This window comes from Hathewaya massiliensis, assembly GCF_902143515.1.
Lineage (GTDB): Bacteria > Bacillota > Clostridia > Clostridiales > Clostridiaceae > Hathewaya > Hathewaya massiliensis.
The window spans coordinates 463,959-478,436 of the sequence record NZ_CABFVD010000001.1 but is presented as its reverse complement, the minus strand read 5'-3'; the positions used below and the strand labels follow the sequence as shown (position 1 = coordinate 478,436).

18 protein-coding genes are annotated in these 14,478 nt (G+C 29.8%); all 18 read left to right on the top strand.

Annotated features, from left to right (window positions below; genetic code table 11):
• Nucleotides 1-21: 21 nt before the first annotated feature.
• On the top strand, nucleotides 22-1,104 hold the full coding sequence (gene prfA / locus FNZ64_RS02270; protein WP_185903682.1) for a peptide chain release factor 1: 1,083 nt from the start codon (nucleotides 22-24) through the stop codon (nucleotides 1,102-1,104).
• A 31-nt stretch (nucleotides 1,105-1,135) separates the two neighbouring features.
• On the top strand, nucleotides 1,136-1,711 hold the full coding sequence (locus FNZ64_RS02265; protein ID WP_142413249.1) for a hypothetical protein: 576 nt from the start codon (nucleotides 1,136-1,138) through the stop codon (nucleotides 1,709-1,711).
• A 62-nt stretch (nucleotides 1,712-1,773) separates the two neighbouring features.
• The gene (locus tag FNZ64_RS02260; RefSeq protein ID WP_243129175.1) at nucleotides 1,774-2,490 is read left to right on the top strand and encodes a ZIP family metal transporter; all 717 of its coding nucleotides are present in this window, start codon (nucleotides 1,774-1,776) and stop codon (nucleotides 2,488-2,490) included.
• Between the two features lie 28 nt (nucleotides 2,491-2,518).
• Nucleotides 2,519-3,568: an L-threonylcarbamoyladenylate synthase gene (locus FNZ64_RS02255; protein ID WP_142413247.1), complete on the top strand. Its 1,050-nt coding sequence runs from the start codon at nucleotides 2,519-2,521 to the stop codon at nucleotides 3,566-3,568.
• A gap of 32 nt (nucleotides 3,569-3,600) precedes the next feature.
• Nucleotides 3,601-4,068 carry a low molecular weight protein arginine phosphatase gene (locus tag FNZ64_RS02250; protein ID WP_142413246.1) on the top strand — a complete coding sequence of 156 codons (468 nt, stop codon included), beginning with the start codon at nucleotides 3,601-3,603 and terminating at the stop codon, nucleotides 4,066-4,068.
• Between the two features lie 64 nt (nucleotides 4,069-4,132).
• The gene (rpiB, locus tag FNZ64_RS02245; RefSeq protein WP_142413245.1) at nucleotides 4,133-4,582 is read left to right on the top strand and encodes a ribose 5-phosphate isomerase B; all 450 of its coding nucleotides are present in this window, start codon (nucleotides 4,133-4,135) and stop codon (nucleotides 4,580-4,582) included.
• A gap of 41 nt (nucleotides 4,583-4,623) precedes the next feature.
• A complete protein-coding gene (upp, locus tag FNZ64_RS02240; protein ID WP_142413244.1) occupies nucleotides 4,624-5,253 on the top strand; it encodes a uracil phosphoribosyltransferase in 630 nt (209 codons plus the stop codon).
• Between the two features lie 216 nt (nucleotides 5,254-5,469).
• Nucleotides 5,470-5,955 (top strand): cytidine/deoxycytidylate deaminase family protein, encoded by a 486-nt coding sequence (locus tag FNZ64_RS02235; RefSeq protein ID WP_142413243.1) that lies wholly within the window; start codon nucleotides 5,470-5,472, stop codon nucleotides 5,953-5,955.
• Nucleotides 5,956-5,980: 25 nt separating this feature from the next.
• Nucleotides 5,981-7,009, top strand: a complete 1,029-nt coding sequence (locus tag FNZ64_RS02230) for a glycosyltransferase family 4 protein (protein ID WP_142413242.1) — start codon at nucleotides 5,981-5,983, stop codon at nucleotides 7,007-7,009.
• A 643-nt stretch (nucleotides 7,010-7,652) separates the two neighbouring features.
• Nucleotides 7,653-8,015 (top strand): ATP synthase subunit I, encoded by a 363-nt coding sequence (locus tag FNZ64_RS02225; RefSeq protein WP_142413241.1) that lies wholly within the window; start codon nucleotides 7,653-7,655, stop codon nucleotides 8,013-8,015.
• Nucleotides 8,016-8,028: 13 nt separating this feature from the next.
• Nucleotides 8,029-8,706, top strand: a complete 678-nt coding sequence (locus tag FNZ64_RS02220) for a F0F1 ATP synthase subunit A (RefSeq protein WP_142413240.1) — start codon at nucleotides 8,029-8,031, stop codon at nucleotides 8,704-8,706.
• A gap of 28 nt (nucleotides 8,707-8,734) precedes the next feature.
• A complete protein-coding gene (atpE, locus tag FNZ64_RS02215; RefSeq protein WP_142413239.1) occupies nucleotides 8,735-8,971 on the top strand; it encodes an ATP synthase F0 subunit C in 237 nt (78 codons plus the stop codon).
• A gap of 58 nt (nucleotides 8,972-9,029) precedes the next feature.
• Entirely contained in the window at nucleotides 9,030-9,509 is a 480-nt protein-coding gene (locus tag FNZ64_RS02210; protein ID WP_142413238.1) for a F0F1 ATP synthase subunit B, read from the top strand.
• A 2-nt stretch (nucleotides 9,510-9,511) separates the two neighbouring features.
• Nucleotides 9,512-10,045, top strand: coding sequence for a F0F1 ATP synthase subunit delta (locus FNZ64_RS02205; RefSeq protein ID WP_142413237.1), 534 nt, complete (start codon nucleotides 9,512-9,514; stop codon nucleotides 10,043-10,045).
• 15 nt (nucleotides 10,046-10,060) lie between these two features.
• Nucleotides 10,061-11,575, top strand: a complete 1,515-nt coding sequence (atpA, locus tag FNZ64_RS02200) for a F0F1 ATP synthase subunit alpha (RefSeq protein ID WP_142413236.1) — start codon at nucleotides 10,061-10,063, stop codon at nucleotides 11,573-11,575.
• A 32-nt stretch (nucleotides 11,576-11,607) separates the two neighbouring features.
• A complete protein-coding gene (atpG, locus tag FNZ64_RS02195) occupies nucleotides 11,608-12,459 on the top strand; it encodes an ATP synthase F1 subunit gamma (protein WP_142413235.1) in 852 nt (283 codons plus the stop codon).
• 45 nt (nucleotides 12,460-12,504) lie between these two features.
• Nucleotides 12,505-13,896 carry a F0F1 ATP synthase subunit beta gene (gene atpD / locus FNZ64_RS02190; protein ID WP_142413234.1) on the top strand — a complete coding sequence of 464 codons (1,392 nt, stop codon included), beginning with the start codon at nucleotides 12,505-12,507 and terminating at the stop codon, nucleotides 13,894-13,896.
• Nucleotides 13,897-13,920: 24 nt separating this feature from the next.
• On the top strand, nucleotides 13,921-14,322 hold the full coding sequence (gene atpC / locus FNZ64_RS02185; protein WP_142413233.1) for an ATP synthase F1 subunit epsilon: 402 nt from the start codon (nucleotides 13,921-13,923) through the stop codon (nucleotides 14,320-14,322).
• Nucleotides 14,323-14,478 lie beyond the last annotated feature (156 nt).

Sequence of the window (14,478 nt, the reverse complement as noted above, 5' to 3'; positions counted from 1 at the left end):
ATTACGAATACGGAGTGATAAATAATGTTAGATAGACTTAACTTTTTAGAGAATAAATATGATGAGTTGTCTATAAAGATTAGCGATCCCTCTCTTATGGAAAACCAAAAAGAGTGGCAAAAGTTATGTAAAGAGCATGCAGAACTTGAAGTGATAGTTATGAAGTATAGACAATATAAAGAGACTATTGAGCAAATAGAAGAAAATAAAGAGATGTTAAAAGAAGAATCTGATAAAGATATGAAAGATATGATTCAAGAGGACTTAAAAAACTTAAGCGAACAAAAAGACCAGTATGAATCAGAACTTAAAATCTTACTTTTACCTAAGGATCCTAATGATTCTAAAAACGTATTTATAGAAATAAGAGGTGGAGCTGGCGGTGATGAAGCAGCTTTATTTGCAGCAAATCTCTTTAGAATGTATATAAAATATGCAGAAAAAAATGGATGGAAATATGAAGTCATGAGTGCTAATGAAACTGATATCGGCGGCTTCAAGGAAGTAGTATTTATGATTAAAGGTAATGGTGCTTACAGTAAATTTAAATATGAAAGTGGAGTTCACAGAGTTCAAAGGGTTCCTGATACAGAGTCTAGTGGAAGAATACATACATCAACTGCTACAGTAGCTGTATTGCCAGAGGTTGAAGATGTAGATATAGAAATAAATCAAAATGATTTAAGAATAGATGTATTTAGGGCATCAGGTAACGGTGGACAATGTGTTAACACTACAGATTCTGCGGTTAGAATAACTCACTTACCAACAGGACTAGTAGTTTCTTGCCAGGATGAAAAGTCACAGCTAAAAAATAAAGAAAAGGCTATGAAGGTTTTAAGAGCTAGACTTTATGAAATTGCAGAAGCAGAAAGAAATAAAGGAATTGCAGAAGATAGAAAAAGCCAAGTAGGAACAGGGGATAGAAGTGAAAGAATTAGAACATATAACTATCCACAAGGTAGAGTAACAGATCATAGGATAGGGCTTACCTTATATAAATTAGAAACTTTCCTAAATGGTGACATTGATGAAATAATAGATGCATTAATTACAGAAGAACAATCTAAGAAAATGGAGTCTCTTGGAGATACAGCATTTTAAAAGGAAATAAAAAACTTTTAAGGGTGATAATATGAATATTAATAAAGCCATTAAAAAACAAAGAAATAAATATTTAAGATTTGTTTTTCTGATGAGCTTTATTTTTATATTGTTTCCATTCATTGTGATATATGCTAAATTGTATAATTACATCATTTATGTATATGTATTGGTATTGGATCTTTTAGTGCTTATTGCTATATTAAAAAGAAGCGATGAGGATGCTCTTTTTTATAGGCAAAGATTTAATAAGTTTTATATAAAAAGAGGGCTTTTTAGAAAGAGGAATTCCTTTAATTGTGAGGATTTAATATTTGTTCATGTTGAAGGTAAAGAAGAAAATATAAAGCTTATTTTAATCGTAAGATCAAAGAAAAACAGTAGGAATTTAAGACCAATAACTAAGAAGTTTATAAAAGAGTATCCTTATGCAGGAGATTATTACTATAATTTATTTAAGGAAAAACCTGATTACAAGTATTATTATATAATTATAAATAGGGGAAAGTACAAGAAGTATCTTTTGTTAAATAAACTTTATGGAAGTTGTTTTAATGCATTTTATTCAGAGGAATCTGTAAAGCATATAAAAGAATATAGGAAATAAGAATATACTTCTATTTTATAAAATAAATTTATAATGAATTTATTTTATATGGAGGTATAATATTGAGAAATATATTTATAGTATTGTTTTGTCTTTGCATGTCTTTAATTGGCACTATGATTGGAGCCTTAATTGGAGTAAGTATAAAAAATCCATCAAAAAATTTTTTAGGGTTTATTTTTTCTTTTGCAGCAGGGTTAATGCTTATGGTTTCTGCATTTGAGCTAATTCCTGAAGCTATTGAAGTTAGCAATATGAAAAGTTTTTTAGTGTTTTTTTCTATAGGTATACTTACAATTTTAATTATAAATTATTTTAGTGCCTATTATACTAAAGATAACAATATAAAGATTGCCCTATTAATTTCCCTTGGAATAATGCTTCATAATTTTCCGGAAGGGCTTATAATGGGAGTAGGTTTTATGGCAGGGGGAAACTTAGGGCTGAAAATGAGTATTTTAATTGCTATTCATGATATACCTGAGGGGATTTCTGTAGCAGCTCCTCTTAAATATTCAAAAGTAAGTAGCACTAGAATAATGATTTATGCATTTTTAACTGCATTACCAGCATTAATAGGTTCCCTTGTAGGAATTTTTTTAGGTAGTATATCTGATTTAGCTATAGGAGCAAGCCTTTCTATAGCAGCGGGTATTATGTTATACGTAACATTATTTGAAATGATACCTAAATCCAGGGAGATATGTGGGGTTAAGATTTGTACACTTGGCCTGGTTATAGGATCTGTTATAGGAATGTGCATGATAGTATTTATGTAATTTTTAGGTGAAGTATGGAGATGATTTTATGGAAACAAAAGTTGTATTTCTAGATGAAGAAAATTTAGATAAAGAAATTATTAAAGAGGCTGCGGAGATTATAAAAAATGGCGGATTAGTTGCATTTCCTACAGAGACTGTCTATGGTTTAGGTGCTGATGCTTTAAATAGTGAAGCTGTTAATAAAATATTTTTAGCAAAGGGGAGACCTCAAGATAATCCTTTAATCCTACATGTAGCTGATTTTAATATAGAGTCCTATGTTAAAGACATTCCTAAAAAAGCTAGAATTTTAATGGAGAAGTATTGGCCAGGACCCCTAACTTTAATTTTAAATAAATCAAATATAGTACCAGATAATACTAGTGCTAAATTATCTACTGTAGGTATTAGAATGCCTAATAATCCTATAGCCTTAGAACTTATAAGAAGTGCAGGCACGCCTATAGCAGCTCCTTCAGCTAATATTTCAGGAAGACCAAGTCCTACAACTGTTCAGCATTGTATAGAGGACTTAGATGGAAAAATTCAATATATTGTTGGTGGCAAGAGTTGTAAGGTTGGAGTGGAGTCTACTATAGTGGACTGTACTTGTGATAGGTTATGTGTTTTAAGACCAGGGGGTATAACTATTGATATGTTAAGAGAAGTAGACCCAGAGGTCTATATAGATCCTGTTATATTAAAAAAACCAGAAGGCGATTTTAAACCAAAAGCTCCAGGAATGAAATATAGACATTATGCACCAAAAGCTCCAGTAAAAATAATTAAGGGTGATTTAAAAAAAACTATTGCAAAAATCAATGAATTAGTGCAAAATTATATAGATGATAACAAATCAGTTGGAATAATTGCCACAGAAGAAACTAAGAATTTTTATAAGCATGGAAAAGTTTTATCTGTAGGTAGTAGAGGTAATGAAGAGGAAGTAGCAAAGAATTTATTTAAGGTTTTAAGGGATTTTGATGATTTAAAGGTAGATTATATTTTATCTGAGTCTTTTGAAGAAGTTGGTATAGGCATAGCTATAATGAATAGACTAAAAAAGTCTGCTGGATTTAATATAATCGAAGTTTAACATAATAGAAGTATAATTTTATGGAGGAAGTTATGAAAATTCTTTTTGTTTGTACAGGAAATACTTGTAGAAGCCCTATGGCAGAAGCTATATTTAACTATTTTAATACTAATACAAACCATAAAGCCTATTCAGCCGGTATTTCAGCTATAACTGGAGAATGCACTTCTAAAAATTCTACCATAGTTATAAAAGAAAACTTAGGTTTAGATATTAGTAAAAGAAAATCCTTAACTTTAAATAAAGAAATTTTATCAGAAAGTGATTTAATTTTAACTATGACATATAATCATAAGTTATATTTACATAACTATTATCCTCAATTTGCAAGTAAAATTTATACGTTAAATGAATATATTGGAATACACTCAGATGTTATGGATCCTTTTGGTGGGGATTTACATATATATGATTTAACTTTCAAAAATTTAAAAGAAAGTATTTCTTTTTTGTTAAAAAAGTTAGAAAAAGATAATAGTATTACTAAAGGGGAATTGTAGATCTTTTGGTAATACCACTATCTTTTTTTTTAGGGCAAATATAAAATTTTGGAGGTAGTATATTATGAAAATAGCTTTAGGTAGTGACCATGGAGGTATAAACTTAAAAAACACAATAATAAAACATCTAGAAGAAAAAGGATATGAAATAAAAGATTTTGGAACTTATACAATGGAGTCTTGTGATTATCCCGATTATGCTCTAAAGGTTGCAGAAGAAGTTAGTGCCAAGAATTTTGATTTTGGCATTATAGTTTGCGGCACAGGAATTGGTATAAGTATTGCAGCAAATAAGGTTAAAGGAATCAGGGCTGCACTTTGCAGTGATACTTTTAGTGCACATGCTACAAGGGAACATAATAATGCTAATATTTTAGCTTTAGGAGAGAGAGTTGTGGGACCAGGACTAGCGCTAGATATAGTTGACACTTTCTTAGAAGCAGATTTTCAAGGAGAAAGACATCAAAAGAGAATAGACAAAATAACAGAGATAGAGAAAAAGTATTTTAAATAACATAAACTAAAATAAAGATAAAATCTTGAGGAGGAATTTTAATGAGCAAATTAACACAGATTGGACACCCATTAATACTACATAAACTTACTTTTATAAGAGATAAAAATACAGGGGCAAAGGACTTTAGAGAGCTTGTAGAGGAAGTTGCTATGCTTATGGCTTATGAAGTTACAAGAGATATGCAGCTTGAAGAAGTTGAAATTGAAACACCTATCTGTAAAACTAAGTCTAAGGTTTTAGCTGGAAAAAAACTTGCTATAGTACCTATTTTAAGAGCAGGTTTAGGGATGGTAGATGGAATGCTTAAACTAATACCAGCAGCTAAGGTTGGTCACATAGGAATGTATAGGGATGAAGAAACTCTTCAACCAGTAGAATACTTCTGTAAATTACCTCAAGATATACAAGATAGAGATGTAATAGTTACAGATCCTATGCTTGCAACAGGAGGATCAGCAATAGATGCAATTTCAGCATTGAAAAAAAGAGGAGCTAAAAATATAAGACTTATGTGCTTAATAGCTTCACCAGAAGGAACTAAAGCTGTAATGAATGCACATCCAGATGTAGATATATACTTAGCTAATTTAGATGAAAAATTAAATGAAAATGGTTATATAGTTCCTGGATTAGGCGATGCAGGAGATAGATTATTTGGAACAAAATAATCTAAAATGAAGAGGTTTTTTCTGAACATATAATAAACTTAAATAACAGAAACCATGCATAAATGGGAAATAAAGTACCTTTTGTGCATGGTTTTATTTATAATTTGCAAAATCTTATTGAATTCTTCAAAATAAAATTTAAAAGAATATATTTTTACCTTTAAAATGTGAAAATTTTATTATAAAATAATATATGATGCACTGAGGAGGAATTTTATGAAAAGAAGAGATAAATATAATTATTATTTAGATATAGCAGAAACCATATTAGAAAGAGGAACTTGCCTTAGGAGAAATTATGGATCTGTTATAGTAAACAATGATGAAATAGTTTCCACTGGATATACAGGGGCACCAAGAGGTACTAGCAATTGTTCTGATATGGGTATATGTTTAAGAGCAGAGTTAAAAATACCAAGAGGGACACATTACGAGTTATGTAGATCAGTTCATTCAGAAGCTAATGCTATAATAAGTGCTTCTAGAAAAGAGATGATAGGTGGAACTTTATATCTTGTAGGAAAAGAAAATAATGGTGATTTGGTTAAAGATGCGGATTGTTGTATAATGTGTAAGAAGTTAATTATTAATTCAGGTATAGATAAAGTAGTTATTAGAATTACTAAAGATGAGTATAAAGTTACTGAGGTACAAAGCTGGGTAGAAGAAAGTGCAGATTTATTTAAGAAACAGGGTTACTAAAATATAGACAGGAAGGTTATTAAATATGAAAGAGGCTTTAATTTTAGCTATACTTTCTATGGTGTTCTCTTTAATATTAACACCCATAGTAAGGAATTTAGCTATAAAAGTAAATGCAGTAGATATTCCTAAAGATAATAGAAGAGTACATAAAAAACCTATACCACTTTTGGGTGGCATCGCTATATTTTTATCCTTTGTGATTGGTATTATATTTCAAAAAGAAAGTTTGAATTTTCAAGAAATAGGTATAATAATAGGAGCAACTATAATAACTATTGGTGGAGTTTTAGACGACATAAGGGAGATAAGACCATTATACAAGCTTTTATTTCAATTAGCTGGAACTATTGCATTAATAGCATTTGGTTTAAGAATAAATTATGTGACTAACCCTTTTACAAGTAGTGAATTATTTTTAAACATAGGAGTATTATCCATACCATTAACCATACTATGGATAATAGGGGTAACTAATGCCTTTAATTTAATAGATGGATTAGATGGACTTTCAGCAGGAATTGGGTTTATATCTTCTATAACACTTTTTATAATTGCAATTTTAAACAATAGATATGAAACAGCTATTATGACTGCAATATTAGCAGGAGCATTATTAGGCTTTATACCATATAATTTTAATCCGGCTTCCATATTTATGGGGGATACAGGTTCTCAACTTATAGGATTTTTACTGGCTGCAATTTCTATTAAGGGAGCTATAAAATCAGCAGCTGCATTTTCCTTAGCAGTTCCCATATTAGCTTTTGGGCTTCCCATATATGATACCTTATTTGCTATGGTAAGGAGAAAAATAAATGGTAAACCTATAATGCAGGCGGATAAGGGCCATTTCCATCATAGGTTACTAAACATGGGATTAAGCCAAAGACAGGCAGTTTTAATAATGTATTTAATAAGTTGTGTTCTAGGTGGAGTTTCCATAATAGCAATGCAGATAAGCAGTCAACGTTCTTACTTTTTAACAACTTCTGTTATAATTTTAATTGTACTTATAGCTTGGAAATGTGGTTTCTTCAAAAATCAACAGTAAGTATATAAAATTAACAATAGTATATAAAAATTAACAATAAGTATAGAAAAGTATAAAAGAAAGTTTAAAAATTAAAACTTTCTTTTTTTATGCCTTAAAAAATATAGTATTAAATTATAATTATACATAATTAATAATGAATAATATATAAAACAGTATATAAGTAGATAAAATAAATTGTTAAAGTGGTTTAAATAACTATAATCTATGGTCGAAATTTGTTAAAACAAATTTTAATAAATCAAAAAAAAGATTAATAAGTATAAATAATATTCATATTACAGAAAATTTAGAAAAATAAAACTGTATGATAAAATATATTAATTTGGTTATATTATAAGGTAAAGATATATATATTAGAGGATACTTTCTTTATGTATCTTTATAAATAAACAAAATATATTATAGTCCTAATGTAATAACAATAAAGTATAATCTTAAAAATGAATAATTGGAGGAAATAAAATCTAATACATAGTAAAATATACAGAAACTTAAGTGTGTGTAATAAATATAGGGTTAATCTTATGTAAACAAGAAATTTTGCTCTACAACAAGAAATTTAAGGTAAAATAAGATTTTATTTATAAAAAGTACAGTAATATAATAGAGAACATGAATTTAAACTCCGGAGGGAAACAATTTGATTAAAGATATAACTGATATGTTAAAAAAGGTTGTTTTTAATACTTTTGCTATTTCATTAATGGGATCAATAATATTGTACTTTATAAATAAAAAATATATGGTTCCTTTTTTTATTGGAAGTTTTATGGGTATTTTTTCATTAATTATTAATTCCTTCACAACAACAAATATATTAAAAAATAATAAGAATAAAGGAATATTATTGCTTAGCTCCATGTTAAGAGTGATTTTAGTATGTATGGTAGGAGCTATTATAGCTAAAAATAACATGGAGAAAATTATACCTTATATATTAGGTTATTCTGTAGAATTTTTAGGAATGATTTTATATGGGGTATCCTTAAACAAAGAAGTATAAGGAAGTGATGCTTATGGAGGATATAGTCTTAGTTACTTTAAAATTATTTAGCTACAGTTTACAAATTACCTTAAGTATGGCTATTCAGTGGGTGGTTATGATAATAATTGCCTTCTTAGTTTTGAAATTTGGTAGTAATTTAAAAAAGTTTCCAGATAGAAGACAGGGTATAGCTGAACTTTTTGTTGATACTATAGATAATCTTGTAAAAGCAAATATGGGAGAACAATACAGGGAGTTTATTCCCTTCTTTGGTACCTTGGCTTTATATATGATTTTACTAAATTTTGTTGGTCTTTTTGGAATAACTCCACCAACTACTAACTACAGTGTGACCTTAGGATTAGGCCTTGTTAGCTTTTTAGTAATACAAGGTTATACAATTAAAAAAATAGGACTTGTTCATTATTTCTTAGGGTATACTAAGCCTATTATAGTTCTACTGCCAATAAATATTTTGGAAAGAATAGCTTTCCCAATTTCTTTAAGTTTAAGGCTCTTTGGAAATATGTTTGCAGCAACTATGATTATGGATTTGATTTATAAAGGGTTAGGCAGTATATCACCCTTTGCTACTATAGGTATACCAATATTTTTTCATGGATATTTTGACTTGTTCGATGGAACGTTGCAAATGGTTATATTTGTAATGTTAACCATGATAAATATTAAAATAATATCAGAACACTAAAAATAAGAATATTTAAGGAGGATTTACAATGAATCATGAATTTGTATTAGGTATGATTGCACTTGCAGCAGGAATTTCATCTTTAGCTTGTATAGGTGGTGGTATTGGAACAGGTAATGCAACTGGTAAAGCAGTAGAAAGTATAGCTAGACAACCAGAAGCTAGCAATAAAATTATGACTGCATTAATTATAGGTGGAGCATTATCAGAAGCTACAGCAATATATGGCTTATTAGTTGCCATACTATTAATATTAAAATTATAATTTAAGAGTATGGAAATAAACTTAAACTATATTGAGCCTGAAGGGAGGGTCAATATTTTTGACTAACGAATTTATAAAAGTTTTATGCGCTATGGTAAACTTTTTAATTATATATTTATTTGCTAAAAAGTACTTTTTTAAGAATATAACAGAGAAAATAGATAGCAGAAATAGGGAAATAAGAGAGAATTACAAAGAAGCAGATGACAATAAAAGAAATGCAGAAGAATTAAAGAAACAGATGGAAGAAGAAATTCTTAAGTCAAGAGAAGAAAGTAAAAAGATTCTAGAAGAATATAAAATTAGTGCAGAAAAATTGTACTCTGAAATTTTGGAAGAGGCAAAAAAAGAATCAGAATTAGTAAGGGAAAGAAGTAAAAAAGAGATAGAAAGAGAAAAGCAAAAAGCTCAAAGTGAGGTTAGACAAGAAGTGGCTGATCTATCTATTTTAATATCTAAAAAGATTTTAGAAAAAGAGCTTGATGAAAAAGAACACAGAAGGCTTATAAATGATTTTATCTCTAAGGTAGGGACCTAAAAATGTATGAATACTTAGATAAGAGATATGCACTTGCACTATATAAAGTTGCAGAGGAAAAAGGTAAAGTAGAGGAATACTTGCAGGATTTAAAAGAGATTGTCAAGATGATAAAGAGTGATGAAAACTTTATTAAAGTAATAAAGCATCCTCAAATAAATACTGCAAGAAAAAGAGAGATTTTCACACTAGCATTTAAGGACAAAATAGATGATGAATTACTTTCATTCTTGATTATTCTTATAAATAAAGGAAGAATTCTTTACTTAGAAGAAAAGCTTAAAGAAATGGAGAAAATTCATTTAGAGAGACAAAATAAACTTCTTGCTGAAATTATAACAGCAGTTCCTCTAATAGAAGAGGAGAGAGAGAGTTTAAGAACTAAGTTACAAAATAAGTATGATAAAGAAATTATCCTAGATGAAAAAGTTGATGAATTAGTTATAGGCGGCGTCTATGTACGAGTTGGTGATGATGTAATTGATGGAACCATTAGGTCTAAACTTAATGAAATCAAAAAAAGTATGTTAGGTTAGAAAAGAGGTGAAACTATGCACGTTAAACCAGAAGAAATAACTTCTATTATAAAAAAAGAAATAGAAAAATATGAAAACAAGATTGAAACTGTAGACTCAGGAACAATTATTCAAATTGGTGATGGGATAGCTAGAGTTTATGGATTAGATGAGTGCATGGAAGGTGAACTTTTAGAGTTCCCTAATAACGTATATGGTATGGCTTTAAATTTAGAACAAGATAACGTAGGTTGTGTTTTATTTGGATCTGAGGAAGGTATTAAAGAAGGTGACGTAGTAAAAAGATGCTATAAAGTAGTTGATGTGCCAGTTGGAGAAGATTTAATAGGAAGAGTTATAGATCCCTTAGGAAATCCTATTGATGGAAAAGGTCCAATTAATACTACAGAAAGAAGAGCTGTAGAGTCTTCAGCCCCAGGAGTTATAGAAAGACAATCTGTAAAAGAACCACTACAAACAGGTATAAAAGCTATTGATGCTATGGTTCCAATAGGAAAAGGACAGAGAGAACTTATTATTGGGGATAGACAAATCGGCAAGACTGCTATTGTAATGGATACCATACTTAATCAAAAAGATAAGGATGTTGTTTGTATATATGTTGCTATTGGCCAAAAACAATCAACAGTAGCTAATATAGTAAATACTTTAGAGAGTTTTGGTGCCATGGATTATACTATAGTACTTTCATCTACAGCATCAGATTCAGCGCCACTTCAATTTTTAGCACCTTATTCTGGTTGTAGCATGGGAGAATATTTCATGTATAAAGGAAAAGATGTGCTTATAATATATGATGATTTATCTAAACATGCTGTTGCATATAGAACTATGTCTCTACTATTACGTAGACCACCAGGAAGAGAAGCTTACCCAGGAGATGTATTCTATCTACATTCAAGGTTGTTAGAAAGAGCAGCTAGATTATCTGAAAAATTAGGTGGAGGTTCTTTAACAGCCCTACCAATTATAGAAACTCTATCAGGAGATGTAACATCATATATACCAACAAATGTAATATCCATAACAGATGGTCAAATATTCTTGGAATCAGATTTATTTTATGCAGGGCAAAAACCTGCTATAAATGCTGGTATATCTGTATCTAGAGTAGGTGGAAATGCTCAGATAAAAGCAATGAAACAGGTTTCAGGAACCTTAAGATTAGAATTAGCCCAATATAGGGAATTAGCTGCCTTTGCTCAATTTGGTTCAGATTTAGATAAGGAAGCTATTAGGAGATTAGAAAAAGGTAAGAGATTAATAGAAATATTAAAACAAGATCAATATGAGCCTATGGATGTGGAAAATCAAATAGTAATTTTATATGCAGCAGTTAAGAATTATTTAATGAATGTACCCGTTGAGGATATACAAAGATTTGAAAAAGAGTTTTTGACATATGTAGAAACACACCATAGAGAAATTTTAAGTGATATTACTGAAAGAGGAAGCCTTACAGATGAATTAGAAAAATCTCTTGTAAATGCTATTGAAGAATTTAAGAAGGTCTTCATTATAAATAAATAAATAAAATGAAACCTCTAAGGAGGTGCAGTAAGGTGTCAGGAGCAAGTTTTGCTATTATTAAAAAAAGAATAAAATCTGTAAATAATACTAAAAAAATAACTAAAGCTATGTCTTTAGTAGCTACATCTAAGCTTAGAAAAAATAAGGAAAGATTATATCTAAATAATCAATATAAAAATGGTTTAGATAAAGTTATTAGAAGTATTTTAAAAGATTATGAAGAAGGAAATAAATATATAGATGGTAATAACTCTAATAAAAAGGCTTATATAATTATAACTTCAGATCTAGGTCTATGTGGTGGGTATAATGGCAATATTATATCTGAGTTAAATAATAGATTGAAGAGTACAAGTGAAGAAGCTGAAATTATAGTTATAGGTAAAAAGGGAGTTAGCAATAGTAAAAAATTTAACCATAGTATTAAAAAAGAATATATTGATTTCCCTAGTATACCTAGTTTAAAAGATGCAAAATTAATAGCTAACTATATAAAAGATCTATATGTAAGTGGTGAAGTTGGAGAAATAAACATTATATACACTGAATTTATATCTACTATTAAAAGGGAAGTTAGAGTGAATAAAATATTGCCATTATCTAAGGAAGAAGTCCTTAGTGATAAGGTTATAGAAGAGTATGATATAGAAGATTCAAATATTATAGATGAGTTAATATTTATGTATATGGAAGAAAAAATATTAAATTATATTCTTCACTCAAAGGCAAGTGAAGAAAGTTCTAGAATGGAAGCTATGCAGGGTGCAACTAAAAGCGCAGATGAACTTTTAGAAAAATTAAATCTTCAATATAACAGGCTAAGACAAAGTGCTATAACACAAGAGATATCAGAGATAGTTGGAGGAGCAGAAGCTCAAAGGTAAAATATAGGGCCATTTTTAATTACTTTATTTTGGAGGTGAAGTTGTATGCCGGGACAAATGGGAAAGGTTGTTCAAGTAATAGGACCAGTTATTGATATTAAGTTCGATTCTGATGCACTGCCTAACATATATAATGCCATTGAGATTAACATGGAGGATAGGAAGGTTGTGGCTGAAGTAGAACAACATATAGGCGACGATATAGTAAGAACTATAGCTGTAGAAAATACAGAAGGCCTAAGAAGAGGTATGGAAGCTTTTGATACAGGAAAACCTATTACAGTACCAGTTGGAGATAATGTATTAGGAAGACTGTTTAACGTGTTAGGTAACCCTATGGATGAAGGGGAAAAGATAAAGACAGATTTATATTACCCAATTCACAGAAATGCACCAAGTTTTGAAGAACAGGCAGTTAAACCTGAGATGTTTGAAACAGGTATAAAGGTAATAGACCTTCTAGCTCCATATCCAAAAGGAGGTAAAATAGGACTCTTTGGAGGTGCCGGAGTTGGTAAAACTGTATTGATTCAAGAACTTATTAATAATATAGCGAAACAATATGGTGGACTTTCAGTATTTACTGGTGTAGGTGAGAGGACAAGAGAAGGAAATGATCTCTACAATGAAATGAAAGAATCTGGAGTTATAGATAAAACTGCCTTAGTATTTGGACAAATGAATGAGCCACCAGGAGCAAGAATGAGAGTTGCTCTAACAGGGCTTACCATGGCTGAATATTTTAGAGATAAGGGTCAGGATGTTCTTTTATTTATAGATAATATTTATAGGTTTACACAAGCGGGATCAGAGGTATCTGCACTTTTAGGTAGAATACCTAGTGCTGTGGGATACCAACCAACCCTAGCTACTGAAATGGGTGCTTTGCAAGAGAGAATAACTTCTACTAAAAATGGATCAATTACTTCAGTTCAAGCAGTATATGTTCCAGCAGACGATTTAACGGATCCAGCACCAGCAACCACATTTACTCACCTTGATGCTACAACAGTATTATCAAGGTCTATAGTAGAGCTGGGCATTTATCCAGCAGTAGATCCAATCGATTCTACATCAAGAATATTAGATGCTAGAATAGTTGGAGAAGAACATTATAAAGTTGCAGTTAGAGTAAAGCATATTTTAGAAAGATATAAAGAATTACAAGATATAATTGCCATACTGGGTATTGATGAACTATCGGAAGAAGACAAATTAACTGTATCTAGGGCAAGAAAAATTCAAAGATTCTTATCACAACCATTTACTGTAGCAGAACAGTTTACAGGAATGCAAGGAAAGTTTGTAACTGTTGAGGATACTATTAAAGGCTTTAAGGAAATCTTAGAAGGTAAACATGATAATATTCCTGAAAGTGCCTTCTTATTTGTAGGAACCATTGAAGAGGTTTTAGAAAAAGCAAAATCAATGGAATAGTAAAAATTTCTGAAGGTGAAACTAATGAAAGAAATAGAATTAAATATAATTACACCAGAAAAAAGATTTTTTTCTGGAAAAATAATTAAACTTACAACTGAAGACAGGGAAGGAAGCTTAGGTATTTTACCTAATCATATGTCTGTAGTTAAAATTTTGGAACCTAGTATGACAAGGTTTACCACTGTAGATGGGAAAGAATACAAAGCGTTTACCTCAGAAGGAATTTTAAAGGTAGATAAGGATTTAGTAGAAATGCTATGTAATTCTGCAGAATGGCCAGAAGATATAGATATCAATAGGGCAAAGGCTGCAGAAGAAAGAGCAGAAAAAAGGCTTAAAGAAAAAACATCAAATTTAGATGTAAAAAGAGCTGAACTAGCTTTAAAAAGGGCTTTAACTAGAAGTAAAATTAAAAGTATATAGCTACATAAGAGTAAGAGTATGTAATTTTATGTATATAGACTAACCTTTATGGTGTAAGGGTGACTATATAATCATAAGATAAGTACTCTTTATTTTTTTGATTCTCAATTTAAAATGGAAAATAGTCACGCTTTTATTAATTTAGATATATTATAA